At 70.2% G+C, this 24,258-nt stretch carries 26 protein-coding genes; 3 read left to right on the top strand and 23 right to left on the bottom strand.

Annotated features, from left to right (window positions below; all coding sequences use genetic code 11):
* Positions 1-24: 24 nt before the first annotated feature.
* The 16 genes from ACGF3I_RS09225 to ACGF3I_RS09150 all read right to left on the bottom strand — a co-directional run bounded on the left by ACGF3I_RS09225 (position 25) and on the right by ACGF3I_RS09150 (position 14,858).
* Complete coding sequence (locus ACGF3I_RS09225) at positions 25-1,449, bottom strand: PP2C family protein-serine/threonine phosphatase (protein ID WP_393129995.1); 1,425 nt, start codon at positions 1,447-1,449, stop codon at positions 25-27.
* A 164-nt stretch (positions 1,450-1,613) separates the two neighbouring features.
* On the bottom strand, positions 1,614-2,150 hold the full coding sequence (locus tag ACGF3I_RS09220) for a methanogen output domain 1-containing protein (protein ID WP_393129994.1): 537 nt from the start codon (positions 2,148-2,150) through the stop codon (positions 1,614-1,616).
* 1,027 nt (positions 2,151-3,177) lie between these two features.
* The gene (locus tag ACGF3I_RS09215) at positions 3,178-4,305 is read right to left on the bottom strand and encodes a DnaB-like helicase N-terminal domain-containing protein (RefSeq protein ID WP_393129993.1); all 1,128 of its coding nucleotides are present in this window, start codon (positions 4,303-4,305) and stop codon (positions 3,178-3,180) included.
* Positions 4,302-5,540, bottom strand: coding sequence for a DNA cytosine methyltransferase (locus tag ACGF3I_RS09210; RefSeq protein WP_393129992.1), 1,239 nt, complete (start codon positions 5,538-5,540; stop codon positions 4,302-4,304). The genes ACGF3I_RS09215 and ACGF3I_RS09210 overlap by 4 nt, the downstream gene beginning before the upstream one ends.
* Positions 5,537-6,409, bottom strand: a complete 873-nt coding sequence (locus ACGF3I_RS09205) for a hypothetical protein (protein ID WP_393129991.1) — start codon at positions 6,407-6,409, stop codon at positions 5,537-5,539. Before ACGF3I_RS09205 ends, ACGF3I_RS09210 begins: the two co-directional genes overlap by 4 nt.
* Before the next feature lie 96 nt (positions 6,410-6,505).
* Entirely contained in the window at positions 6,506-6,820 is a 315-nt protein-coding gene (locus ACGF3I_RS09200; RefSeq protein WP_393129990.1) for a hypothetical protein, read from the bottom strand.
* Between the two features lie 461 nt (positions 6,821-7,281).
* Positions 7,282-9,075 carry a TraM recognition domain-containing protein gene (locus ACGF3I_RS09195; RefSeq protein ID WP_393129989.1) on the bottom strand — a complete coding sequence of 598 codons (1,794 nt, stop codon included), beginning with the start codon at positions 9,073-9,075 and terminating at the stop codon, positions 7,282-7,284.
* A gap of 36 nt (positions 9,076-9,111) precedes the next feature.
* A complete protein-coding gene (locus tag ACGF3I_RS09190; RefSeq protein WP_393129988.1) occupies positions 9,112-9,903 on the bottom strand; it encodes a DUF317 domain-containing protein in 792 nt (263 codons plus the stop codon).
* A gap of 5 nt (positions 9,904-9,908) precedes the next feature.
* Positions 9,909-10,469 (bottom strand): hypothetical protein, encoded by a 561-nt coding sequence (locus tag ACGF3I_RS09185; RefSeq protein ID WP_393129987.1) that lies wholly within the window; start codon positions 10,467-10,469, stop codon positions 9,909-9,911.
* Between the two features lie 108 nt (positions 10,470-10,577).
* Positions 10,578-11,414 carry a DUF317 domain-containing protein gene (locus ACGF3I_RS09180; protein WP_393129986.1) on the bottom strand — a complete coding sequence of 279 codons (837 nt, stop codon included), beginning with the start codon at positions 11,412-11,414 and terminating at the stop codon, positions 10,578-10,580.
* Entirely contained in the window at positions 11,411-11,770 is a 360-nt protein-coding gene (locus ACGF3I_RS09175) for a hypothetical protein (RefSeq protein ID WP_393129985.1), read from the bottom strand. Before ACGF3I_RS09175 ends, ACGF3I_RS09180 begins: the two co-directional genes overlap by 4 nt.
* Entirely contained in the window at positions 11,767-12,126 is a 360-nt protein-coding gene (locus ACGF3I_RS09170) for a hypothetical protein (protein WP_393129984.1), read from the bottom strand. The genes ACGF3I_RS09175 and ACGF3I_RS09170 overlap by 4 nt, the downstream gene beginning before the upstream one ends.
* Before the next feature lie 40 nt (positions 12,127-12,166).
* Positions 12,167-12,976, bottom strand: coding sequence for a DUF317 domain-containing protein (locus ACGF3I_RS09165; RefSeq protein ID WP_393129983.1), 810 nt, complete (start codon positions 12,974-12,976; stop codon positions 12,167-12,169).
* On the bottom strand, positions 12,973-13,362 hold the full coding sequence (locus ACGF3I_RS09160) for a hypothetical protein (RefSeq protein ID WP_393129982.1): 390 nt from the start codon (positions 13,360-13,362) through the stop codon (positions 12,973-12,975). The genes ACGF3I_RS09165 and ACGF3I_RS09160 overlap by 4 nt, the downstream gene beginning before the upstream one ends.
* A gap of 271 nt (positions 13,363-13,633) precedes the next feature.
* The gene (locus ACGF3I_RS09155) at positions 13,634-14,092 is read right to left on the bottom strand and encodes a hypothetical protein (protein ID WP_393129981.1); all 459 of its coding nucleotides are present in this window, start codon (positions 14,090-14,092) and stop codon (positions 13,634-13,636) included.
* Positions 14,093-14,117: 25 nt separating this feature from the next.
* Complete coding sequence (locus tag ACGF3I_RS09150; protein ID WP_393129980.1) at positions 14,118-14,858, bottom strand: hypothetical protein; 741 nt, start codon at positions 14,856-14,858, stop codon at positions 14,118-14,120.
* 116 nt (positions 14,859-14,974) lie between these two features.
* Between ACGF3I_RS09150 and ACGF3I_RS09145 the strand changes: the two genes are divergently transcribed.
* Positions 14,975-15,436, top strand: a complete 462-nt coding sequence (locus tag ACGF3I_RS09145) for a hypothetical protein (RefSeq protein WP_393129979.1) — start codon at positions 14,975-14,977, stop codon at positions 15,434-15,436.
* 169 nt (positions 15,437-15,605) lie between these two features.
* On the opposite strand, the gene ACGF3I_RS09140 is transcribed toward ACGF3I_RS09145, so the two are convergent.
* The 7 genes from ACGF3I_RS09140 to ACGF3I_RS09110 form a co-directional block, all read right to left on the bottom strand.
* Positions 15,606-16,508 carry a hypothetical protein gene (locus tag ACGF3I_RS09140; RefSeq protein WP_393129978.1) on the bottom strand — a complete coding sequence of 301 codons (903 nt, stop codon included), beginning with the start codon at positions 16,506-16,508 and terminating at the stop codon, positions 15,606-15,608.
* Complete coding sequence (locus ACGF3I_RS09135; protein WP_359831273.1) at positions 16,505-16,864, bottom strand: hypothetical protein; 360 nt, start codon at positions 16,862-16,864, stop codon at positions 16,505-16,507. Before ACGF3I_RS09135 ends, ACGF3I_RS09140 begins: the two co-directional genes overlap by 4 nt.
* 186 nt (positions 16,865-17,050) lie before the next feature.
* Positions 17,051-17,548: a hypothetical protein gene (locus tag ACGF3I_RS09130; RefSeq protein WP_364130648.1), complete on the bottom strand. Its 498-nt coding sequence runs from the start codon at positions 17,546-17,548 to the stop codon at positions 17,051-17,053.
* A gap of 34 nt (positions 17,549-17,582) precedes the next feature.
* Positions 17,583-19,373 (bottom strand): hypothetical protein, encoded by a 1,791-nt coding sequence (locus ACGF3I_RS09125; protein ID WP_393129977.1) that lies wholly within the window; start codon positions 19,371-19,373, stop codon positions 17,583-17,585.
* The gene (locus ACGF3I_RS09120) at positions 19,370-20,512 is read right to left on the bottom strand and encodes an AAA family ATPase (RefSeq protein ID WP_393130209.1); all 1,143 of its coding nucleotides are present in this window, start codon (positions 20,510-20,512) and stop codon (positions 19,370-19,372) included. The genes ACGF3I_RS09125 and ACGF3I_RS09120 overlap by 4 nt, the downstream gene beginning before the upstream one ends.
* A 190-nt stretch (positions 20,513-20,702) precedes the next feature.
* Entirely contained in the window at positions 20,703-20,924 is a 222-nt protein-coding gene (locus ACGF3I_RS09115; protein WP_393130208.1) for a hypothetical protein, read from the bottom strand.
* Between the two features lie 268 nt (positions 20,925-21,192).
* Positions 21,193-22,434 carry an MFS transporter gene (locus ACGF3I_RS09110; RefSeq protein WP_393129976.1) on the bottom strand — a complete coding sequence of 414 codons (1,242 nt, stop codon included), beginning with the start codon at positions 22,432-22,434 and terminating at the stop codon, positions 21,193-21,195.
* Between the two features lie 129 nt (positions 22,435-22,563).
* Here ACGF3I_RS09110 and ACGF3I_RS09105 point away from each other — a divergent pair, with 129 nt between their 5' ends.
* Positions 22,564-22,689, top strand: coding sequence for a hypothetical protein (locus ACGF3I_RS09105; RefSeq protein WP_393129975.1), 126 nt, complete (start codon positions 22,564-22,566; stop codon positions 22,687-22,689).
* Between the two features lie 200 nt (positions 22,690-22,889).
* The gene (locus ACGF3I_RS09100) at positions 22,890-24,257 is read left to right on the top strand and encodes a hypothetical protein (RefSeq protein WP_393129974.1); all 1,368 of its coding nucleotides are present in this window, start codon (positions 22,890-22,892) and stop codon (positions 24,255-24,257) included.
* Position 24,258: the final 1 nt, after the last annotated feature.

The following is a 24,258-nucleotide window of genomic DNA, read 5'->3' as shown; positions in this document are numbered from 1 at the left end:
CATGCGTCTTGCCTGTCCAATGCCTTAGGCCGGCCTCTGGGGTATGGGCGTGGTGGGGGATCGGGGGCGGGCCAGTAGCAGGGCGCGGTCGTCGGAGTAGGTGGCGCCGGGATGGTGGTTGAGGAACAGGTGGCACAGGTCGTGCACGTTCAGGCCGGCGCCCCGGTGGGCCGTTTCGGTGAGTCGTTGCAGGCCGGTGTCTATGGGCTCGTTGCGTTGTTCGATCAGCCCGTCGGTGTAGAGCAGGAGGGCCTCGCCGTCAGCCAAAGTGGTTGTGCACTCGCTGAAGCGGGCGTCGGGGATGGGGCCGGCAGGCGGGGAGACGGGGCCGTCGAGGTAGCGGCTGGAGCCGTCGGGGCTTATCACGAGGGGTGGGGGGTGGCCGGCCTTGACGTAGGTCAGGGTGCGGGTGGACCGGTGGTAGAGGAGGTAGGCGGTGGTGGCCATGCGACCGCGGTGGTAGAGGTGCAGGTAGTCACTCAGCTCGCGCAGTACCGCTTGGGGGCGGGTGCCGCAGCGCAAGACGATGCTGCGCAGGGCGGCGATGATCTGTGCCATGAGGGCTGCCTGGGGCAGGCCGTGGCCGGCGACGTCGCCGATCGACAGGCCGATGTGGTCCTTGTCGAGGTCGTACAGGTCGTACCAGTCGCCTCCGACTCTGACCATGTCGCTGGCCGGCGCGTAGCAGGTGGCCACCTCGAGGCCGTCGACGTCCGGTAGCTGAGGCAGGAGGCTGAGCTGGAGACGTTCGGCGACGCGGTGTTCGTGTTCGTACAGCCCGGCGCGGCGTACCGCCTGGGCGATCTGCTGGGCGACGGCGTTCAGGTGTTCCGGCTCGGGAATCCCGGCTGCCCCGGGACGGAACCGCAGGGCGCCCAGGACGACGCTGTCGGACTCCAGCGCGACCCGTAGCGATCCGTCGGCGTCCGGGCCCGTGTGCTGGGCGGACAGGTCGAGATCCTCCCAGCCGGCGGCTGCGGCAAGGGGCGGGTCCTCGCCCGGGTCCAGTGCGGGCAGCAGACGTCGCAGGTGCAGTTCCAGGGCTACATCGTCGGCGTCCAACGCCTGCGCTGCGGTGGCCGCCACGGCTTCTGCGACCTGGGTCAGGGTCGCGGACGATGCCAGCGCCTCCGTCAGCTGGTACAGGCGTTGCAGGCGTCCGCGGGCGGCCTGCTCAGCCAACAGCAGCTCCTCGCGCTGGATTTCCGCGGCACGCCGGATGGCGACTTCCCGGTTCAGCGCGGAGAGCTGCTGGCTGAGGGCGACGAACTGGTCGGCGTGGTCCAAACGGTGCAGGGTGAGCTGCGCCGCTACGCCGGGCCCCTGCCACCAGGTGGCGCGTACGCCCTGGCAGCGGAAGCGCACGGTGCTGCCGTCATTGTCTTTGAGCACGAGCCCGCCCGGCAGTGGGCTGCCGCTGCGCAGCCAGTTGCCCAGGTGACCGTGCACGACCGCAGCTTCGTCCTGCGCCAGGGCATACAGACTTGCGCCCGCGCACATGTGGGGAATCGAGGCGGTGGCGGCCGGGTTTGCCGCAAGGATCGTGCCGTCGCCCGCGCACAGGATGACGGGGTGGGGCAGGGGTTTGGTGATGGCCTCGAACGGGCCTAGGTTCACGTAGTTGCCGAGTCGGTGACCGGGCCGGGCGCCGGCAGTTCCACGTCGGCGAAGTATTCACGTCCGCTCGCCGGGTCGGCCGGCGGCACCAGGTGCACCACCACGCGACAGCCGGCGTCGCCGCGGGCGATGGTCTCCTGCAGTTCGACGTTGGCATAGCCGAGGTTGCGGGCGGCGATCGTGCCGAAGACGTTCGAGGTCATCATGCACATCGACTCACGGCCCAGGACCTTCTCCGCGAACGGGCAGGCCCGGTTGCCCAGCACGATCTTCGTGTCGTCCTGCTCGATGATGTAGAAGTCGCCCTTGATCCGCCGCTTGAGGTCCACCAGGGCTTCCGCGACCTGCTTGCGGGACAGCCCGGAGCTGCCCAGCGCCTTGAGATACATCTCGTCGATCTGCGTGCCCACGGCCCGCCCGACCAGGCTGATGTAGCCGGAAGCCTCCTCGAGGCCGATCACCGACTCCAGCGACGTCGCCAGCTCCCGCACCAGCGTCCTCAGGAACACGTCACGGTCCAGATCGATCTGCACATCCACAGGATGCCCCACAGCGCCGCCCCCACATCTCGCCACATTCAGTTACATCACGACACCGTCTGGCGACGCCTTCGACCAAAGATACCTGGCTCCCACAAGGGGCCGCTCGGGTGCCGCCGTAAGGGCGGCCCCCCCCCATGAACGGAACTACGTACTTGCGGAGTTGGCCACCCCGCGATCACTGAAACGCGAGGGTTCCGCAGGGCATCGCGAGAGGTGTCCTGCCGGGGAGCGCGATGAGGCGGGGCGTGGCGCGTGATTGCGTCTAAGCAATAAAAAGGCGGCCGGCTCTGGGTACGGACATCGGAACGTCCTGAAGAGGAGGGCTCAGGTCAGGTCTGTGAGCACTTCTTCGGGCTTCAAGCTCCTTGAGCCGCAGTATGAAGGGGCGTGTTCTCGCCTTGCTGCCGAAGCCGTTGCCTGTTCCGGCGGGAGGCGTTGGTCCGGGCATGGATCACGACGTTGAGCGGGGAGGGCTGGTTCATGCCGAGCTGTTGGGCGCGTACTGGCTGGAGAGTTCGGAGCACGAGTCGCCGCAAGGCTGCCAGTGCGGGCTGGGCGGGCCTATGGATCCGGAAGTGGGTGAGCGGCAGGTGCTGCGGAGCCTGATGGTCGGCTTCGCGGCCGCAACGGTCGTAGTCGCGGCGCTAATGTCATTGTGGTGGAGGTGATGCAGGGGCAGTGCTGCGGCAGGCGCCCCCTTGGAGTGCTTGAGCTTCTCCGCCCGCCCGGCGCCATGCAGGATGCGTCCCGTCGATCACGGTTGTGTCGGCGAGGCGGTGGTGGTGTACCCCGTTGTGCGGGTGGCAGCGGCCGCCGACCGTCTCCCGTGACCGGCGGTCCTTGTGATTGCTGGGCGAAGGCTTACTGTCCGTAGTGGCCAAGGCGTCCGCGTCCATCGCCCGGGAAAGTGGCACTGTCGGGAGGTCATCGACGCGATCCGGAACGTCGCGGAAGTCCCCGGAAGGCTGGGAGAGATCGAAGCTGGGCCATGTCGTGACGTCCGCTCGGGCCGGGGGTTCTAGCGGGTGGCGCGTACGGGGGGCCGGACGGTGCGTGGTGGTAGCGGCCCAGCCCGCGGGGCAGCCGAGGTTCGGGCCGGCCGGGTCATGTGGGGTGCGACTGGGCGGGTGGCCTGGTGCCAGCGGGAGCGCACAGCGGTTAGTTCGGCCAATGCCCGTCGGCTTCCGGTGATCAGCTGGTGGGGGCTGTTGGCCGGGTCGTCAGTGAAGGCGGTGATGCGCTCGGCGGCGGTGTGTGCGCGGGCGAGCAGGGCGCGCTCAAGGACGTGCTCGGCCCAGTGCTCGGGGGAGGCGGCCGGAGTGGAGAGCAGAGCCAGCAGGTCGGCGGAGGTCATGCGGTAGGTGAGGACACCGCGATGCTGGGCTTCCCAGAGCACGGTGATCGGGTCGACTGGGTCGCCGCGGTGCGTGAGCGCGGTTAGGCACTGCCACAGAGTCGCATGCACCGGGAGTGTGAAGTCCTCCGGGACGAGCCAGCGCATCTGGCCGACCGTGGCGGGGCTGGCGGTGGCGGTTGCGAGCAGCAGACGTTCCTCGTCGAGCGCGTCTTCGCTGGTGTCGCGGGCAGGCGCTGGCGGGAGGGATGTGCGTGGCAGGGACCCGGCGTGCGCGGCGAAGTGGCCGGAGAGGCCGTCCAGGAGGTCGGCGAGGGTGTCGGCCTGCTGGACGGTGGCCTTCGCCCGGTGGGGCAGGGTGCTGTCGGTGGCGGTTTGGGCCAGGCACCCCGCGTGGAGGCGCAGGCTGCGGCGGGCATGGTCGGCGCGGACCATCCGCGCGTACGTGGCCGCGTGTTGGGGCCGGGGGCAGACCTGAATGAGGGTGTGCAGGTAGGAGGCGGTCAGCCCGGGGGCATGGGGGCGGGCGGCGTCCAGGACGGTGTTCAGCCAGGTCGGGCTCGTACGGTGCTGCTCGGCATCGGGTGCCGGTGCCGTACGCATGGCGCGGAACAGTGCGCCGTGGGCGGGGTGGGAGAAGTGGTCTTGCTCCTGCGGGCCGATCTCGTCGAGGCGGTGGGGGTCCAGCAGGAGGGCGCCGAGCAGGGACTGTTCGGCGTAGTGCACAAGTGGGGGCGGCGGAAGGCCGTCGAGGTCGTCGTTGTCGTCGGAGGTGGAGGGTGGAGGCATCATGCGGCCAGGGTGAAGTCGTCGGGGCGGAGGGGAACGCCGAGGTGGGGTGCCAGCAGGTGGGCGGCGAGGCGGGGCGGGACGGCGTTGCCGACCTGGCTGAAGATCTGGCCTTTGTTGCCCTGCCAGGGGTAGTCGGCGGGGAAGGTCTGAAGGATGCCGGCCTCGGCGGCGGTTATCCGGATCGGATCCGGGGTGGGGGCTGTGTCCGGCGCGGCGGGCGTGACCGGTTCGGCCTGCCACACGCACTCGTTGGCGCGGTGGCCGAAGAACAGCGTCCCGGCCGGCTGGTCGAGGGTGCGGGTGGTGGCATTGGCCTGGCTGTTGTTGCGCAGGCTCCAGCGCCATCCCGCCGACGCCGTGCCCACTGCGGGGTGACGATCGGGGACAGTTTTCTCCGCAAGACAACGGGCGGTGGGTTTCGCGGAGTTGGTGGGCGGGTGCGGTTTCCAGGTGCCTCGGTCGCGGGCGTCGCTGAGTGTCTTGCGGGAGCCGGAGGGGAACGGCTCGGGTCCGCCGCCGGGTCCGCCTCCGGCACACACCGTGGGGACGGGGCGGTCGGTGGCGCCCCAGCCGAGGGCTTCAGCCATGGACACCCATCGGGCGCGGCCCGGCCCGAATAGCGAGTCGGGCTCGGCGAGTTTGGCGTGGGTGGGCTGCGGCGGTTCGGCGGTGCGCGTGCGGGAGGCGAGCAGGATCGCACGCCGCCTGGTCTGCGGGACCCCATAGTCGGCGGCGTTCAAAATGCCGGTCCAGACCGAGTACCCCCAGGTCCGCAGGATCGCGGCGTACTGGCGCCACAGCGGAAGGACGTCGGGGACCTCCTCCATCGCGACCCATTCCGGCTGGCCGTGCTGGTGGAAGGCGTGCAGGTAGCGCATGGGTTCGGCGGCGAGCAGACTCCGCGGATCCTGGCAGGCGGCCAGGAGCTTGGCACGGGTGTCGAAGCCCTGGGCGAGGTCGGCGACGGCCTGGTGGACCAGGGGCTGGTCGAGGAGCCCGAGGCGTTTGCCGGCCATCGACCATGCCTGACAGGGCGGTGAAGCGATCAGCCCGGTGATCCGGCCCAGGAACGGCCACAACGGATAGGCCGCGACATCGGTTTGAATGGTCAACTGCCCTGCCGCCGCCCGGGTTTTGCACGCCCACGCGTCCCATTCCAGGCCCACGTCCCGTGCACCGAGCACGGTCAGGGCCTGGCTCCATCCGCCCGGTCCGGCGAACAGATCAAGTATCAAGAGGCCAGTCCGAAGTTGTCCTGAACCGGCTCGACTTCACCGCGGCAGGCCCACGGGGAACAGCCGTCGACCACACCGTCCTCCAGCTTCTGGGCGTCGGCTTCGCCGGCGCCGAGTTCCTGCTGCATGGCAGCCCATTCCGCGGCGGTGACGTGGTCGATCGGCGCTTGGTCGAGCGGCACGCGTGAGCGGTGCAGGAATGCCTCGCCCAGCAGCCGGTTGCCGCCTGCGTTGGCGCGTGCGTTGCCCTTCCGGATGGCAGCGTCGAAGGCCACCACGTCCTCCCACTCCTGCGGCGAGGAGTCCCGGATGGATCGCCACTGCGCGTTTCCGTGGAAAGGGCATCCCAGGCAGCTCGATTTGGGTGTATCTGCCAGGCCGAGTGACGTCAGGTATTTGATGCAGTCGGCCCTCGACCAGCCCATATCGATGAGAGGGTGCCGGTTGCGCATGTATTTGACGTCCGAGTCCTTGGCCCGATGGAATTCATCGGTCGAGATGCCGACCCATTGCTCCACGAAGACGTCTCTCGGGATGCGCGCGGGATAGGGGTATCCGAGGAGTTCGCGCACCTGCTTCTTCAATGGCTTTATTTTGTACTCGCCAGTACATTGGCGCCTGGTCATGCCGGGCTTGCCGTCCTGGTTCAGGATGTACAAAGGCATGGACGCGAAGCGGTGGTGCGGGTCGAGTGCGTCCTGTCGAATGTTGCCGGAGGAGACGCGCAGGATGGGGATTCCGGCGGGTGCGGCTATGTCTCGTTCCAGCCGGTCCAGCTGCCGGTAAACAGCCTGCGGCTCCCATCCTGTATCGGCGAATATCGCGTAATCGACTTTGGGGAGGGCGCCCTTGGCGGACAGGGCGAGCATGGCGCTGGACTGCACTCCAGCACCGAGTGAAATTGCGGTGAATGCGGGGGTTGCGGAAATGGGTGAATCCTTGCGGCGGGGGCGTGTGAGGGCGAGTCAGCGCAGTGTTCGGCCCGCGTCGCGAGGTGACGCAGCGGTCATGCGGGGCAGCGGGCGCGGCGCCGTAGGTGCGGTGCGGGCGGGGCTGGGCCGGCGGGCCTGGGCGGTGACTGCGAGGTAGTGGGGGATGAGGCGGTCGGTGATGCGCCAGGCAGCCCGCGCCGCTTCGGCGGGCACGGCCACGGACGGTGGGGCGCTCATCCGGTCGGTGAGGTCCTCGTGGAGGTCGTCCGGGATCAGGGGGCAGACCAGAATGCGGCTGGTGCGGTGGCCCAGGAGGTAGAGGCGGAGCCCGTCCGGACCGGTGAGCACGGCGTCCTCCAGCCGGTGGAAGGCGGCGAGGGACGGTCGGTCGCTGCTTGGCGTCCAGACACGGGCAGTGCGTTCGAACCGGGCGGCGATGGCGTTGTGTTGCTGGACGTCTGCGGCCCAGTGGCCGGGCAGCCTGGCGGCCAGGTTGCGGGAAAAGTCGGCAAGGTCAGGGATGGGATGCCTCTCTTCGAGCGGGCATGCGGGGGTTCGGTGGATGTACGGGGGAGCGCGGGCAGCCGTGTGGAAGTCGCGCGGTGTGGGGGCAGTTGTGCGCGGTGTCGGCACAGAGTCCCCAGGCAAGGGAGCTTCAGGAGACGGGCTGCGCGAGGAGACCGGGCAACAAAGCTGTTCGGGAGAGCCTCCTGCTGCTGCTCGCCGTGTGGGTGAGGCACCACAGCCGCAGAGCGACCAGATCGTTCGGCGGCGGATCGTGATCCGTAGTTCGGTCGTGTGACCGGGTGCTATGCGGCGGTGTCGAAGTCGGACTGCTGCAGGGCGGCCTTGGCGACGGCTCGCCCGGTGATGCCCTTCGAAGCGCGGGCGGAGGCGGCGGACAGCTCGTCGGCGCCGGGTTCGAGATACCAGGGGCGCAGGTCGAGCATGGCGGCGCGCAGGCCGGTGGCGAAGCAGAGCGCGGTGCCCTTGGGTAGGGCGCGGATGGCGTCGGCGGCCAGGATCCGCTCCTGGCGCATGGAGACGGAGGTGCTCTTGCCGGAGTCGGAGTGCGAGGTGGAGGTGGTCTCGACGTCGTGGTCGCCGATCAGACGGGAGAGCTTGTCGGCGAAGTCGGGATCGTCGATGCCGGACCCGATGACCTTGATGGTGGAGGCGGACCACATGGCGTCCATGCCCGCGTCCCCCCAGACCTTCTGCCCCTGGCGGTAGGACTGCAGGATCGTGATGGGGATGATCCCGCGACTGCCGAGGTGGGAGTACAGGTCCGGCAGGTCACTGATCTTGCACACGTTCGCGGCCTCGTCCAGGATCGCGAGCATCGGCGGGTCGAGGCGTCCGCCGGCGCGTTCGGCCTGGGTGGTCGCCGCCCGCATCACGGAGTCCGCGCACGCGGCGATCAGGGCGCTGGCTCCGCCGCCGCCGTCTTTGGAGAGCAGGTACAGGGTGTCGGTCGAGGTGACGAACGCCTCCGGCCGGAACTCCTCGGCGTCCTTCTGCGGGGTCACCCACGCGGCGATCTCCGAGTTCAGCAGTGCGGAGGCGTACTGCCTCGCGGTCTCGTAGATGCCGTCGCGCGTTTCGGGCGGGCCCTCCACGGTGCCCTTGAGCTGGGCGGCGACCGCGGTGAAGCCGTGGTCGCGCAGGATGTCGAGAGGGGTGCGGTCGGCGGGGAAGGCCAGCCACTGCGTCACGTCGGTGATGGGGCGCTCGTCCAGGGCTGCGGAGAGGAACAGCTGGGAGAGGATGTTGGATCCGGCCTTGGACCAGAAATCGCCCTGCTGGGAGGCGTCCACGCTCGCGGCGAGGAAGTGGCCGGCGAGCCTGCCTGCCCCGTCGAGGGTCTTGGCGGTGGCCAGGGGATTCCACCACATCACGCGCTGGGCGTGGGCGATCTGCTGCGGGTCCATCGACCAGGTCCGGCCGACCGCCGCCCGCGCGTCGAGCGTGGCGGTGAAGGCGTCGCCCGCCGCCTTGTTCGAGGTGAGGAGGACTGGGCCGGGCGCGCTGAGGATGGAGGGGATTGCCAGGGAGGTGGTCTTGCCGGAGCGCGGCGCCATGATGGCGACGGCGACGTCCTCGTACCCCATGCGTACCTCGTACTTGGTGCCCTGGAGATTGCCGAGGAGGATGCCGGTGTCACGGGCGTCGATGTGCTTGGCGTTCTTCAGGCTCGGGCGCAGTGAGCGGGCTTTGGAGGCGATGGCCTTGGCCATCAGCGGCTCGATGTCCGTGTGCTTGGCCATGCCGTCGATGCGCTTCCTGCGCCCGCCGCTGCCGGCCTTGTACCGCTTGTAGAGCACGGCGGTGGTGATACCGAGGGCGATCAGGACGGCGCCGGGCAGGACGCGCGTGCCGAATAGCAGGGACGTTTCTCCCAGGTCGGGCCAGAGCTGGGCGGGGTGCAGGAGGGCCTGCACGGGCTGATAGGGAGCGCCGGGCCCGGACCCGGTGGCCCAGGCGGTGATCTGCCCGCCGACCCAGGCGAGGTTGGACAGGGGAACACCGACAGCAAGCGCTCCGAAAAGGATTTTGAACGCGATGTCGGTCGCATCGGTGGACTTGGTAGAGGGCTGGGGCAAGAGGGCGGTTCCAGTGGGGAGTGGGGTGCTTGCGGGTCAGCGGGGCCGACGGGGCTTGGGCATCCTCGGCGAGGAGGGCCCCGCGGGTGGCGGCGGAGGGGTGCGCCGCTTGGCGAGGGCGGTGGTGCGGCGTTCCAGCGCGAAGGCGAAGGTTTCGGCACTGATCCGGCTGGGGCTGGTGCGACCGTGGGAGGCGGCCAGGTGAGGTACGCGGTGCGGTTCGCGGACCAGGGGTGTCGTGTCGGCCAGCGCGCCGAAGAGCGCCGCGACCAAGTGGGGCGGGGTGTCGCCGTCCACGTATCCGCGCCAGATGGAGGGGAGGCCGTGGACGGAGGTCTCGACGATCCAGCTGGCGGTGCGGCCATCCTCGTGGACGGTGCGGTCGACGCGGGCCAGGCCGTCGGGCGCGGTCATGCCCTGGGGGGAGGTGTGACCGTCGTGGTGGCGGGGAGCGTGCCAGCCCGCCGCGCGCAGCGGCTCGTACGGGTCGCCCGCCACCATCGGCCGCGGGCCGGGGGCGGTGAGGGCGTCGGTGACCGCGGCGATGATCTCGACCGGAGTGCGGGCGTCGAAGGCCATCGACCAGGCCCGCTGCCCGCCGTCGTGCGCATGGCGCAGGGTCCACCACGGCTCGGCCGGGTCCGGGTCGGGGGTGATGCGCAACTGGGCGAGCTGGTCGGGGCTGGTCAAAATGACTTGGGGCACCAGCGGGTCTCCGGCGGTGCTCCACCCACTGGCACGGTGGAGCGGGACGGTGACCCAGGCCGGGTCGCCGGGGCCGGCGAGGTAGCGGGGCGCGACCAGGACCACGTCGATTTCGTGCGGCACGCCGGTCACCTCCGGGCCACGGAGGACGGTGCTGCGGCGGGAGCCATCGGGCGTGTGTGCGTTGTGGCTGGGGCCAGAGCCGGTGAGCGAGGCGGGAGGTCCTGGGCGGCGGCGTGGATCTCCAGGAGCGCCTTGCCGTGGGTGGACCAGTCGTCCAGGTAGGACCAGGCTTCATCATTGCGTTCGGCGACCGCGTCGTCGTACGCGAAGGTGCCCGGCCGGGCGGTAGGGGGCAGCGCGTCCCGGGTTTCGAGCCAATCCTGCTCAAGCGCGCCGAGCTGCGTCAGGGCCCCATCGAGAACGCTTAGCTGCCAGGGCCAGCGGGATTGGAGGTGGGCGGCGTTGAGCTGCTGCACCTGGGCTTCAGCGGTGGCGACCAGTTCCTTGGCGAAGGCACGGACGCGGTTGAAGGACCGCCAGGTGTCTGCGTCGCGTTTGACGGCACGACGGCTGTGCTCGTCGTCGTCGAGGGGCCAGCCGTCAAGATCACTGTGCTCCTCTCGCCAGGCATCGAAGTCGGCGAGGATCTGCTCGCTTTCGCGCAGGAAGACAGCGAGCTGATTCAAGCGCTCGCGCTGGATTTCATCGGGGGCAGGGGCAGTTGGGGACAAGAACGCTCTCAGAGACGGAAGCGGGAAGAGGGGGCGAGCCGGGCGGGGGCGCCGCCCGGCTCATCAGTGGGTCCGGCCGGGGGAGGGAGTGGCCGAGGTGACGAGGGGCGTCGGGGGAGAAGTGGTGAGCGCGGCGGCTATGCGGCGGGCCTTGCGCGCAGTCGCACGGACGGCCTTGAGCCGCGCCTCGTGCGCGGCGGCGAGCTGCTCGCCCTGCCCGCCGTGCTGCTCCTGGGTGACCAGGTGGGTGTGCGGAACGTCGTACATGCTGCGTTGGACGGGCTCGCCGTCGGCCAGTGCGGTGGTGAATGCGGCGATCAGGTGGGGCGGCATCTGTTCGTCGAGGTAGGCGTGCCAGATGCGCCGGAAGCCACCGCCGCCGTTGGGCAGGGCGGCCTGGGCCCGCCAGTGAAAGGTCTCGCCCGGCTCGACGGCCCACCGTTCCAGGCTGAGGATGTTGTCGGGGTGGCGGGCGATCTCGTTGCCGCGTTCGTCGCGCTCGTAGGACCAGCCCGCCGCCGTCAGGGGCGACCAGACGGGCGGAGCATGTTCGGGGATGGGTTCGAGCAGCGCGTCGGTGAGGTGGGCGAGGATCTCCACGGGGGTGTGCGCGCCGAACTCGGTGTACCAGCGCCGACCGTCCTGTTCCTGCCCGCGGATACGCCACCATGCCTCGTACGGCTCGGGTTCGGGCTCCAGCACCAGGGTGTGCCGGTAGTCGGGGCTGACCAGCAGAACGTGGGGGAAGTCAGGGTCGGAGCGGTTGGCCCAGCCTGCGGCCCGCAGCGCCTGGGTGATGTGCCGGGGGTCTCCGCCCCCGGCGAGATGGCGAGGCTGGGTCTCGAACCAGATGGTGCCGTGCGGGGAGTTGGCGCGACTGGCGACGTAGGGGGTGCTCACAGTGCGGCTGGCGCCTCGGCGGGGAGGTCGAACTCATGACTGCCCAGGCGGCGGACATCTTGGTGCAGCGCATGGCAGTCGGTCACTTCGGGGGCGGCGGCTCGCATTCGGGCGATGATGTGACGGATCTCGACGGGCCATGGCCCGAGTGCGTATCCCTCGATGAGGCCGGCGGTGGAGCGCAGGATGTTGCCCAGGGCCATGGGTACCCCGCCCTCCTCGTCGAAGACCTGGGCCAGGACCCTGCGGGCTTCGCCGAGTGACGAGGGCTGACGGAGATAGTCGTCGACCTCGTCCAGGACGTGGAGTGCCTCGGAGATCTCGGTGGCGCTCGGCGCGCGACTGGCGGGGCTCATCGGCCGCTCGCCGGAGCGGTGTGGCCGGTGTGCTGGGCGTTCAGGCGCTGTACGTCCCAGTGCAGGATGTGCCAGTCCGTGAACTCCTGGGAGGCTTCGCGGAAAGATTCCATGATCTGGCGGGTCGTGTCGGGTATGGGGAACTCGGCCTGGCGGCCGATGAGGTGCCCGGTGCAGCGCAGCGCCTCGCCGAGCAGGATCGGGACGCCGTCGTCCTCGTCGAGCAGCGGCACGAGCAGCGGCAGTACGTCGCCCAGCGGGGGATGAGTGCGCAGATAGGCCGCGAGGTCGGCGAGCGTGCCCGTGGCCTGACGGACCTGGTCGGGGGTGGGTGCTGCGGGGAGAGCGTGGGGCAAGAGGGAGGCTTTCTGTAGGGGAGGCGGGGTGGCCGGCCGGTCAGCGGCGGCCTCGGGTGCCGGCCTGGGCGTACGGGCCGGCGGTGGGTGTCTGGCGTCGTGGCCGGGTGGTGGCCCACGAGTTGCGGGCCCAGGTAGCGGCGCGTGCGGCCCGGATGCGGGCCTGCTGCCACGCGGACAGCTCCTCGGGCCGTACGGACACCGAGGTGGTGCGGATGCGGGTGGAGGGCGGCACATGGCCGCGCGGACGCATGACCTGCTGCGGGTCGGACAGGGCGGTACTGAACGCCTGGACGAGGTGCATCGGCGTGGTGGCGGTGAAGTGGGCGTCCCAGACGCGACCGTGTTCGTTGCGGGCGCCGGCCCACCAGTGCGCTTCGCCGGGCTTGGACTGGTGGAACTGCATCCAGGCGCCGCCGTCGGGGCTCATGGCGGTGACGTGCTGGCCCTGTTCGGTCGTCCAGTGCTGCTCTTGCAGGGGCGCCCACACGTTGGGTGCGTGCGCGGTGCGGGGGCGGGTGAGGGCGTCGGTGAACCCGGCGACGATCTCCACGGGCATCTGACGGGTGAAGGTCGCATGCCACGCTTCCTGGCTGGGGGTGGCCCTCCCGGAGATCGTCCACCCGCCGGGCTGGGTGAACGGGTCGTATCCGAGGCGGACGGACTTGTCCGGGCTGTCGAAGACCAGCGGCCCGCCGGTTTTGGACTTGTCATTCCAGCCGGAGGCACGCAGGAACTCGCTGACGTAGCGGATGTCGCCGCCCCCGGCGAGGTAACGGGGCTCGACCAGGTAGTGCTGTTCGGCCTGTTGGGTGCCGGGGCCCCAGCCGGTCCACTGCTGCTGCTTCACCGGCTCCTCCTGACGACCATGGCGGAGGCGACGGGGCTGGGAGGCAGGGTGCTTGCCGTGGTGGGCGTCGTCCCGAGCTGCTTGATCGGGTCGGCATGGTCGTCAAGGTCCATGGCGACGCTGTGGAGTTCGTTGGAGGCCCGCCCCATGGCGAGCCATACCTCGGGTGGGAGCATCCCGCGGTGGGCCTGGCTCTGAGCGAACCGGGTGCCGGTCTCCACCAGGTCGGTGACCCGGGTCAGGACGCCGTCCTCGGGGTCGAGGACTTTGCCGAGGATTCGGGCCGCTTGGTGAGGTGTGGCCTGGTCGGGATAGTCGTCCAGGGTCTTGATGAGGCCGGCGATGTCCTCGGCGAGGCGTATGGGATAGGACGACAGGTCGGTCATGGGCCTCCTGAGGGCGAAGGGAAGGGGGGTCAGCTGCGTCGGCCGAGGCGGCGGGCTTCACTGAGGGCGGCCTCTGGCCGGGCGCCGGCCAGAGGGAGGGGCCGCTCTGGGCTGCCGACAGCGACGGCGCGCAGGTAGCGGCGGAACAGGGCTGCGGCCAGGCGTGGGTTTCTGCTGGCGGCAATGGGCGGCGGAGTGCGGTCGGGCGTGGGGATGGGGGTCTCTCTCGAATGACGGGCCGGCCCCCGGCAAGGGGCCGGCCGGTGGACGGTTACGGGGAGCGGCGGGAGGAGCGGCTGTCTGCTGAGGGCGGTGTTGCCGGGCGCTGGGCGGGGTGCGCGCGGCCGGGGCTCTTGGGCGCGGGCTGAGCGGCGGCCGGGAGCACGACGGCGGGGCGGTCGGGGTTGCGGATGACCGCGACCGCTTCCTGGTAGGCGATGGGGTCGAAGAGGTCGTCGGGGATGTTGACCACGTATCCGGCCAGGAGGAGTGCGGGGATGGCCCGGGTAGCGGCCTTCTTCTGCTCGTCCTCGTTGAGGTGGCTCGGGACTTCGTGCCAGACGTAGACGGGTCCGGCCGTCACCGAGGTCTTGCGTTCCAGACCGAGCGTGTCGAGCAGGGCCAGCAGATGCTCGGGCGCCGCGGTGCGCGTCTCGGCGTAGATCGTGTCGGCCAGGGGCTTGCGGTAGATCTCGACGTCGCTGCCGTACTCGTCGGCACGGTTACCCATAGGGGCCTTCTCCGTTCTGATGGGGCTATCGCCGCCGGACAGGCGACTTGGACGGGGCCGTGACCGCTGCGGTCTCCAGGGGCGGCTTGGTCTGCGGGAGCCGCACGCTGACGCCGATACCGAGCCGGTCCAGCTGTGCTGCCGCGCGCTGGATCGCCTGGGCCTGTACGGCGGTGTCCTCACCGGCCAGCACGAACGCGTCCAAGTCCTGGTCGTAGACACAGCCGTTGTCGGTGAGGATCTGTGCGGCGTCCGCCCGTTCGGGCTTGGCGACGTGGAAGTCGCGGCCCGCCAGCGTGATCACCACAAGCTCCGGCGGCGCAGGCGCAGTGAGACGGCCAGCGTGGTCGTGGACCTCGGCGAGGGCCTTGTCGTAGCGGGGCAGCAGGTCGGTGGTGATGTCGGCCGCCGCCTTGACCGGGTCGTCGGGGACAACGATGCCGTCGGGCTCGCGTACGGTGCGGAAGGCTTCCGCGGGGATGCCAGCAGGAGCAACGGCGCCGACGAGGAACTCCTCGCCGCTGCGGGGGCGCGCGATGACGTACAGGCGGGTGCCGTCCTCGCGGGTGAGGACCGCATCCTGATCCAAGACGTGCTCGGCAATCGCGTGGGCGAGAAGGTTCATGTCCCACATGTGTTCCGCGCGGGCGAACTGGTCGGGGTACTGCGCGTGCGTCTGGTGCTCGCTGATCCAGTTGCCGGGGAGTTCATCGGCGAGGGCGATGGCGAAGGACGCAAGATCAGGGGTGGGGTTGTGGTCGGGCATGGGTTCCTCGGGGAGGGGGATCAGCGCCGCCGTCAGGTCAGAGCCGTGAGTGCGGGCGGCGGGCTGGGCGTAGTGGTCCGCGGTGGGGGCGGGCAGCTGTACACGACGGACACTTCGTGCTCGGCGGGGCCGACTTCGGCGCTGCACACGCTGCGCTGCGGGTGGGGTTCGTGCCGGTCGGCGAGGTCGGCGCGTACGGCGGCCAGGTCGGCGCGGATGGCGTCCAGGTGGCCTTCGGTGAGGTGGCGCAGCCGGGCGGCGGTGGCGCTATCGGCTGGTCCGCCGAGACTCAGGTGGAACTCGGCCGTGGCCGTGAGGATCTCGTCGAGGGCGGCAAGGACGCCGTCGTGGGAGGCGGTGAGTTCGGTCAGCGCGTCCGCGGCTTCCTCGGTGGTGGTCGCCTGGCGGATGAGTTCGGCCTGGTGGGCGACGGAGGCGCCGAGGGGGAGGTAGTGAGCCTCGCGCAGGTCGGTCTCGAACGCTGTGTCGCAGGCGACGTGGTACTAGACGGCGCGCAGACGTGCCACGGCCCGCGTCGCCAGGCGTACCTCCTCGGCTTCGTCGAGGCCGGTGGGTAGTCGGTGGTAGCTCTCGTGGACGCGGACGACGGGGACGAAGCCGGTGCGCTGAAGGATGCTGTGCGCTTCCGGGTCGCCCCCACGGGCGAGGACTTCGCCGGAGTGCACGTCGCGTTGCAGGGTCAGGTAGCGGTCGGTAAGGGCCAAGGGCGTTGCTTTCTCCGGGTGTTCAGCGGGAATGACGTGGGGGAGTGGAGCGAGGTGCGGGCGGTGTGACGGAGCGCGCTGTGGCGCGCTGGCTTGCTCCGGGCAGGTCAGCGGTGGTGGTGTCGAGGTCCTGCTGGATGCCGTACAGGCGGCCGGCGATCCACTCCAGCTGGTGGGCCACGTGGGGCCCGTAGGCGTGGGGCAGGTCATCGAGGCGGTGGGCGGCCTGTTCGATCAGACCGCGTACCGAGGCGATGGGTCCGTTGGTCTCGTCGGCGAGCTGGTGCATCAGCGTGGCGACCTGGGCCGCCACCGCAGGCGGCGACTGATCCGGCGTTGGGCGCGGCAGCGCCGGGCGTTGCGCTGGCAGACGGGCGGTCGACGGGCGTCCGCCGTGGCTCTGCGCTGGCACCAGGCCCAGGTCGGTTTCGATGCGCCGGCACTCTTCACTCAGCGTCCGCGCGAGTAGGCGGGGCTGCTGGGCCCAGGTGCCGTCGCCTCGGATGCGATTGGCAATCACGTCGAGTCGGCCGGGACGGGCCTGAAGCGCGACCCACCGGCATGCGTGCTCATCTCTGGTGGGTGCGAGACCGGCGACGTGAGTCAGCCGTTGGGCGATTCGTTGCCACTCCGGCCGGCGCAGTGCCCGGTCGGCGGGGTGCAGCCGGACCGCCATGTGGAAGATCTCCGGCCCCATCCCGGTCGGCCCGTCTGCGTGCGGATGGAGATCCCGCGGTGCCTGTAAGTAGTCCTCCCAGTCGGCGAACATCCACTCCTGGGGGCCGCCTTCGGCGACGGTGGGGTCCAGGGGCGCGTGGGCCACCACGGCATCGCCCAGCACGTCCTGCTCGGCGACCGGGATGCCCATCGCCGACGACAGCGCGATGGCAGGGAAGAGCTGTTCTCCAACGATGTGCGGGATCACCGGACACCCTCTGCATCCAGGACGTGTACGAGCTGATTGAGCGCGGTGACCGAGTACCAGCCGCAGTCGATCAAAGAGGCCGCGTGGGCGAACTTCGGGATCAGGTAGTCCTCTAGAGCACGCAGGTAGATCAGGCAATCGGGGCAGCGCCGCGAGAGATGGACCAGATACCGGGGGTGACCGGTGACGAAGGTCTGCTGCCCGCCGTTGGGGTCGCGCAGCCGCCACCCGTCCTCGTCGGTGGGCGTATGCCATGACGGCGCCACCACCGTCATGGCATCGCCCCACAGCTCGCCGCTTGCGACGCCCTTGAGGACGACAACCTGGTCGCCAGGCCGGAAGTGGCCATGAGACATGTCCCTCTTAGGCGTGAGAATGTCGGCAGGGACATATGGTGGACGAACAGCTTCGGGCACAGCGGGGGCTTCCTTCCACGAACGGCACAGGGTGGCGGTGGGAAGGACAATGGTCCGGAGGATCCCCGGTTTTGCTAACCGGGGAACGTGGGGTACAAGGCATGCCCCGGTGTCGCCGCCGGACCCTTAGCGGAACGGATTTTCGTTGCCCCGGTCGGCTTCTGTGGCGGCGTCGAGAAGCTCGGGGAGGTCGTTTCCCTCGGCATCGCGCTGGTCGATCCACCACCCGGCGCGAGTGATCGTGCGGATCGTCTCTTCGAGCGCGGACCAGTCCGCCTCGTCCCAGGTGCCTTCGGTGACCAGCGCGGTGTAGGCGGCGGTGACCAGTTGGTGGCGTGTGCGTTCGCCCCACTCCAGAGCGCGGTCGGGGCCTTCGAGCGCGGGCATGTCGAACTGGGCGGCCCAGTCGGCAGCCGCCTGCTGTTCGGCGGCGCGACGGGCGGCAATCCATTCCTCCTTGCTGGCGCTGTCGTTGTCGCGGGCGGCCTTCCAGCAGTCGGTGCAGTCCTTGGAGGAGAGCCAGCGTGCGAAGGCGGCCCGCTTGTCGGCGGGTCGGTCGGACAGGTTGTGGGTTATGGCGTGTCCACAGGTGTGGACAACTTCATAGGACGTTCGGATTGCCAAGTGGTTGTTCCTGCTTTCTGTCTTCTGTGGTGTCTCAGCGTGTCCTGCGGATGGCGTCTGTGGCCGCCGTGGCGATGGCGGCGGGAGCGCTGGAGGGCCGGGGTAGGTGCAACAAGGTGGTCCCCGGCAAGTGGCGGGACCCCGCGGTGACGGTGAGCTGGAGCACGGCGCAGCCGGCGGTCGTGAGCTGCTTGACGCGGGTGACGGCTTGAGCGGTTTCGTCGGGGGTGTAGACGGCGTCGGTGACGATCACAAGGAGGCGGCCAGCGCCAGGGCGACTGAGTTCGAGGCCGTGGTCGAGTGCGTCCAGGGCATTGGCGAGGTTGTGACTGCTGCCGTCCGCGTCGAACGTCGTCACGCGCTCCGGTGCCCGGTGGCTGGGTCGGGTCAAGGCGGTCAGGTGCGTGTCGTAGGCGATGGTGGCGGTGAGAGAGTCGGGGTCGGTCAGGGCTGCTGCGCGTGCCACGATCCAGGCGGCGGACGCGACAGGTTTGCAGGCGGCACTCATGGAGCCGGAGACGTCGACGGCGATACCCACCCGCAGCGGTGGGGTGGGCGAGCTGCGGCGGCGGGTGTGGGTGAACGGCTCCGCGGTGGGGACCGACCCGGCCGCGCGCTGAGCGTCGCGGGCGAGAGCCGCGCGCATGTTGAGGCGGCCGGGCGGAGTGGGGCTGGTGGTCCGCTCCTCGGCCCGCTCGCGATAGGCGGCGGCACGCAGGGCGCGGCTCAGGCGAGCTGCGGCACTCTGCTCGACGGCGGTGGGCCTGCGGGTGCCGGTGACCGGGTTGCCGTAGGGCGCCGGTGTGCCGTCGGGGTTGACGGTGGTGCCGCGGGTGTTGAAGACGCTCTTGGCGGTGGCGGCGGCTTTGCGTCGCTGGTCGGCCCGTTGGGCGCGGTCGTTGGCCTTCGCCTTGGACTGCGCGGCCATGGCGCTGGTCGCTGCGGCCTGTGCCGCGAGGTCGGCGGCGTCGGCGGCTGCCGCGCTGTCCATGACCGCCCCCACTGCGCCGGACAGCAGATCGGCGAGGTTCTCCGGCACGGGCGTGGCGGGGGCCGCGGTGGCCAGGGCGTCGCACCATTCTTGACCGTGCGCGAGCATGGTCGAGGCGTCGTGGTCGGCGCACTGGTGAGCTGCGGTCCAGATGCGGGTGAGTGTGGCCAGCAGGTCTGGGCCCAGCACCTTTTCGCATAGGTCGGCGACGGCCCGGGTCTCGCCGGCGTCCAGGATGCCGACGTCACGGCGGCCGAGGATCAGGGCCGCCACTCCGGCGGCGTGCTCGATGCCCTGGAGGGTGGGGTGGGCGATGTCGGGCATGACCAGGGTTCGGGCACTGGTGCGCAGGTACGTGCGGTCCGTGGGCCGCGCGATGAGGTGTGCGCCTTCGACCCGGCTCTCCTCCAGCAGGAGCGCGGCCTCGACGACACGGGGGTCCGCTCCGGCAGGCTCCGTCCAGACGGAGTGGGCCGCGTGCGCGGCTTCGTGGACGAACACTCCCCAGGCGGCGGGATACCGCTCTTCGTCGCCCACGATCCGCGGATGGATCTCGTGGGGCTTAAGCGGGGCGAACAGGCCGGCGTCGAACTCGACCTCTCCCAGAGCGGGGAAGAACGCGGCTGGTGCGCCGCTGCGGGTGCCGGGGCGGCAGGTGACGAGGAGGTCCTGGCGGCCGGAGAGGGCGACCAGCCGATCGCCGAGTTCGGCTCCCACGCGCAGCCACGCGGCCGGGGAGAAGCGGGGTTGCGCGGGGGGCGCGCCGTCGTCGTCCCATCGCGCGAGCTCGGCAGCGTCGTCTGGCGTGGACTGGACGTGGCGGTGGGCGCTCATCGTGACCGTCCCCGGTGCGCGGAGACGGTGCTGCCCGCGGGCTGCCGGACGGCCGAGGCGGCGAGCTGCTTGCCGAGGGTGAGGGGGCGGATCTCCTTGACGCCGGCTGCCTTGATGACGGCGGCAGCGACGGCGTCGCGATCCTCCGCAGGGGCGATGCCGACCAGGTTCGCGAGGGCTGCTTTGGTGCCGAGGACGGCCTCGGTCTTCTGGTAGCTGAGCAGTTCCCGCAGCTGGGGGGCCCAGCCCAGCTCGCCGAGTTCGACCTGGCGCGAGAGGTGCCGGGCGACTCGGACCACCCGCGCATCGATCCTCAGCGCCAGCGCGAGGTCATAGTCCGTGCCGATCTGGATCTGCACGCTGAACCGGCTCGCGAGCGCCTCCGTCAAAACCGCCCCGTGGACGCCGGGATTGTGGCCCGCCACCACGTAGAAGCCAGGCTCGGCCTTGATGGTCTCGCCCTTGTGGGCCTTGACCTGGATCTGCCTGCGCCCGTCCATCGCGGGATACAGCGCCGCGAGGACCTTCGGTGAGATCAAGGTGGCATCGTCGATCAGCAAGGCGCGGCCCTCGGTCATCGCGGTGACCAGCGGACCGTACTGGAAGACGTAGGCTCCCGCATCGTTCTGTGTGTACTCGCCGATCAAGTCGCCGACCGTGGTGTCGCCGTCACCGGCGACGGTGAGCAGGTCCGGGAACGCCGCCTCGACCAGACTCGTCTTGCCGGTGCCCGGAGGCCCGTAGAGCAGCACCGGCACGTCGGCGTCGCGCAAGCGGTTCAACGCCTCGACGTCGGGCAGATCGGCCAGCTCCCGCGGGTGGTAGATCTGGCCCGCCGCGCGGCGGATCGGGCCGGTCTGCCTGGGAGCGGCTGCTGCGGGAATGGTCGTGCGGGCCGTGGCCGCCTGGACGCGGGGAGAGTGGGTGCCCGGTGGGCTGATCACAGCGGTCTGCGCGGCTGCGGCGGTCTTCGCGTTCGCGCGGAACTCCGGCTGTCCCGCTCCACCTTGGTCGGCCTCGCCACGTCGCACCAGGGTGAGGGCGGCGTTACGGACGGCGCCATGGGAGTGGCCCAGCTGCCTGGCCATGTGCCCGATGGTGAGCGTGTCCGCCGGCCGGTCGGCCAGCAGTCGGGCCACCTTGGCCCGCAGTTCGCCGCCCTTGGTGCGCGCTGGACCGGTAGGCGTTCCGGGTGTGGTCAAAACGAAGATCCTTCAACAAAACGGGTGCGAGTGGGGTTGGCGATGCGCCGGAGAGACTGGCCTCTCTCGGAGCGGATCACGGACTGTGCCGACAGCGACGACCGGGCCCGGCGCGTACCGTCAGCGCTCACCGGCCGACCGAGGGCTCGGTCCAGGGGCACGGGGTGGCCGGCGACGAGCAGCTCGCTGGCTGTCGAGCAGGCCCATGAGTCTGCTCCGTACCGGGTTCCGTCGCCCGGCAGGTGCAGGCTGGCGCCTCTTCGAAGCCGTCCTGGAGCAGGATCCGCCGGGCGGCGGCGTTGTAGCCGGTGGTGGTGATCTCGCCGGTGATGGCGTGCCGGATCGTCATGAAGGACTCTGCTGGTGCTTCGGGCAAGGCGGATCTCCTATCGGTGGTGGCAGGAAGATGGCGGGGTGTTAAGAGCAGACGAGGGGAGCCTGGAGGTTCCAGCACATCGACGGTGAGTGGCTGGACCGCGAACGATGGCAATGGCTGCCGACATGCTCCAGGGCGGGGCTTCACCGGCCCGCAGCTACCTGACTCGCCTTTCGCACGTTCCGACAGCCGGGTGCACCAACGACGGCCGGAGACGAATCTCCGTGTAAGTAGGCGGAGTTCAGCGGGCCGCGTGTGCCGGGGTGCGGCGGTGCCGGCCGCGGCGGCGTGTGCCCGCGCCGGGAACAGTGAGGTGGCGGTGGGCGGCGAGCAGGACGATCAGAGTGAGGCCAGCGCCGGCCGCGGGGAGGCCCGCACCGACGTGGGGCCGCTCGGCGAGCGCGCCGGCCACGGCGGTCCCGGCGGCCTGGCCGGTGCCGACGGCGGCGATCAGCCAGGCGTACGCCTCGGTCGTGGTGCCGGCCGGGGCCAGGGCGTCCACGGTCAGGAACGCCGAGGTGATCACGGCAGTCAGCAACAGGCCCGGGACTGCCGCCAGCGTCACGGCCGAGACGGGGCCGGTGGCCGCTACCAAAGGCACCCAGCCGACGGCGAACAGGAAAGCTGACACGAGGAGTTGTCCGGTGAGCGTGCCCGGCCAGACCCGGCGCCCGTACAGGAAGCCTCCGGCGAGGCTGCCGGTGGACAGCGCGGCGGGGATCAGTCCGGACAGCAGATCCATGCCGAGGGCGTCGGCGAGCGAGACGGCCCACACGTTCATCGCGCCCAGGGCGAAGCCCACGCCGCTCACCGCGACGAACAGCCACCGCAGCCCTGCATGGGCCAGGGGCCCGACTGCCCCGGTGCGGTGGGCCTTGGGGGCGGGGCGCCAGTGGCGGGAAGGCGCGGCGCTCAGCACCACTGCCGCACCGACCAGCCCCAGCGCGGCGCTCACCACCATCGCGGTGCGGGGCCCGGTCGTCGTGGACAGCACGGCGACCAGCGGGGGCCCGGTGACGTAGATCAGCCCCTGGGCGCCGGTATCGAGGGCGAGCGCGGCCCGACGGCGTGCCTCGTCGGGCAGGACCACGGGCCACAGGGCCCGCAGCCCCGCCTCCAGCGGCGGAGTGCTCATCCCGGCGAGCGCGACGAGACCGGCCGCGGGGCCCGGCCGGGCCGCCACCTCCACCACCGACAGGCCCAACAGGCAGACCGTGGTGAGCAGGACCGCGGTGCCGGTGACCAGACTCTGTCCACGCCGGTCGACCATGCGGCCCAGGATCGGCTGCCCAACGGCGGACGCCAGTCCGTACAGCGCGCACAGCAGCCCGCCCGTTTTCAGCGAGCCGCCCTGGTCGGTGACGAGCAGGAGGATCGCGACGGGCGCCATGCCGCCCGGCAGGCGGCCGGTCAATGTGCCGAGAAGCAGCCGGGCCACGTGGCGTTGCGCGAGCAGCGGGCCTGAGCCGTTGGTGGAGGTCAACGCGTGCTTTCTGGGGTGAGGCACCCCGGTGGTGCGGGGGCGCTAACGACGGCGGGCAGCGCCAGGGGGCGGGGGTGCGGCAGGACCCGTGAGCCCGGGTGGCGCAGGAGCCCGGGGCAGGGGCGAGAGATGGAACAGAGGGCGTGGTGTGCGGTGGGGTGGCAGAACGCCTGCCCCCAGTCCCTCGGCCACGGACTCGATCTCTTCTCGCAGCGCGCCCAGCTGCCGCGCGAGGACGGACAGGCGGGCGGCTGAGCGCTGCCCCTGCTTCGTCTCCAGCGCGTCGGCGAACGATGCTGCTCGGTCCAGCAGTTCGGTCAGGCGTCAAGTGCCGTGCTGATCGCCGGTTGGGGTAACCGATGATCGTCGGCTATGTTGCGCCGTGATTGCGGCCCAGGCTTCTCGGGAGCGGATGTTCGATTCCGCCCGGCAGTCATGAATGGGAGAATCGTTCCATGCCGGATCTCTTGCCTTCAGATGACTCGGACGCCGGGACCTCCGCTCTCGACACCAGCGTCATCCCGCTCGGTGAGCGCGCCCTACGGGGTGTTCTTGGGCACGTAGTTGCTGTCGGTGACGAGGCCGAGGCGACCTACCTCGAGGTCAAGAGCCCACTCGACATGAACAGCAAGGCGACTGCGGCCAAGATCGCAAAGTTCCTTCTGGGCGCAGCGAACCGGCGTCCGGGGGAGGCAGCCCGACACTTCCACGGCTACGCGGTCCTGGTCATCGGCGCGCAGAAGAACAGCGTCCCTGGAGTACTGCGCGGAACCGAGGCGCACGAGCTCGAGGACCGGCTCCGCCCCTACCTCGGGCCCCAGTTCCCGGCCTTCGAATTCGGCCGGATCGGCATCGACTCCAACCACGAGGTCCTGTTCGTAATCGCCCAGCCGCCGGAGGATGGCCAGACGATCTTCCCGTGTCACAAGAGCTATCAGAGTGACGACCGCCGCGACAGCCTCGAGGACGGCGCGATTTACGTTCGAGGTACCAGCAACACGCGGCCCGCACGCTCCGGAGAGGTCCTCGCCCTCGTCGAGCGCGTCCGTCGGGGCGGGAGGCCACCGATCGACCTTGAGGTGCAACTGCTCGGCCCGATCTGCAGGGTCGACCGCGTGAACGAGACCCTGGAGAGCCTGCGCCGCCACGAAGAAGAGCAGTTCACCAAGCAGTCGACACCGGCTGAAGACACTTTCGCTTCGACGCCGTTCATATTGCCGTCGAGCGTCTTCGGTCGCCCGAAGCCGCTGTCGAAGGAGGACCGAGAGCAGGTGCTCGCCGCATGGCAGAGCAAGAGAGCCGAGCACATCGCCAAGGGTCGGGAGCACCTCCTAGGCGTAGGGATGCCGGGTGTCGGAGTTCAGGTGGTCAGTCGCGATCGTTTCGTGGCCAAGCCGCACCTGATTCTGACGTTCCATAACTGCGGGGTGCTGGATTACCTCGACCCGGACGACGCAGACTTCGAGAAGGCCGTCGAACCAGTACTGGGGCCGCACGAGCCGTTCCTGTCGAACTTCGACCATTCGACTATCCGCCCCCTCCCACGGGGCTATCCCGTGACCTGGAGCACCCACGGCGAGGACGCCGAAGTTGTGCTCACGCCGGAGTCGTTCCGTCCGAACGTATTTTGGACGAGCGACCAAGACGACTACGTCATCATCGCGAGGGACCCTCATGCCAGTTCTGTGGAGGTCTCGTGGGAACTTACCGAGGACGGCAACGACGCGGTGACCCGTGGCGAGCTCCGGGTGTCCACCGCGCCTCTCGTTGACGCGGCCGACCTGTTCAAGTCGGTCTTCTTCAGCACGGACGTAGACCTCTGAT

The organism is Streptomyces sp. NPDC048111 (assembly GCF_043202815.1).
Lineage (GTDB): Bacteria > Actinomycetota > Actinomycetes > Streptomycetales > Streptomycetaceae > Streptomyces.
Note: the sequence above shows the minus strand (reverse complement) of the source record. Positions and strands in the feature narration are given on the sequence as shown.

Bases quoted from the DNA above. Each gene is read 5' to 3' on its own strand.
- ACGF3I_RS09215 (WP_393129993.1), bottom strand. From the start codon at position 4,305: ATGATGCCTCCACCCTCCACCTCCGACGACAACGACGACCTCGACGGC.
- ACGF3I_RS09205 (WP_393129991.1), bottom strand. From the start codon at position 6,409: ATGCTCGCCCTGTCCGCCAAGGGCGCCCTCCCCAAAGTCGATTACGCG.
- ACGF3I_RS09175 (WP_393129985.1), bottom strand. From the start codon at position 11,770: ATGAGCCCCGCCAGTCGCGCGCCGAGCGCCACCGAGATCTCCGAGGCA.
- ACGF3I_RS09160 (WP_393129982.1), bottom strand. From the start codon at position 13,362: ATGACCGACCTGTCGTCCTATCCCATACGCCTCGCCGAGGACATCGCC.
- ACGF3I_RS09155 (WP_393129981.1), bottom strand. From the start codon at position 14,092: ATGGGTAACCGTGCCGACGAGTACGGCAGCGACGTCGAGATCTACCGC.
- ACGF3I_RS09150 (WP_393129980.1), bottom strand. From the start codon at position 14,858: ATGCCCGACCACAACCCCACCCCTGATCTTGCGTCCTTCGCCATCGCC.
- ACGF3I_RS09135 (WP_359831273.1), bottom strand. From the start codon at position 16,864: ATGTCTCATGGCCACTTCCGGCCTGGCGACCAGGTTGTCGTCCTCAAG.
- ACGF3I_RS09125 (WP_393129977.1), bottom strand. From the start codon at position 19,373: ATGAGCGCCCACCGCCACGTCCAGTCCACGCCAGACGACGCTGCCGAG.
- ACGF3I_RS09115 (WP_393130208.1), bottom strand. From the start codon at position 20,924: ATGACGATCCGGCACGCCATCACCGGCGAGATCACCACCACCGGCTAC.
- ACGF3I_RS09105 (WP_393129975.1), top strand. From the start codon at position 22,564: ATGGAACAGAGGGCGTGGTGTGCGGTGGGGTGGCAGAACGCCTGCCCC.
- ACGF3I_RS09100 (WP_393129974.1), top strand. From the start codon at position 22,890: ATGCCGGATCTCTTGCCTTCAGATGACTCGGACGCCGGGACCTCCGCT.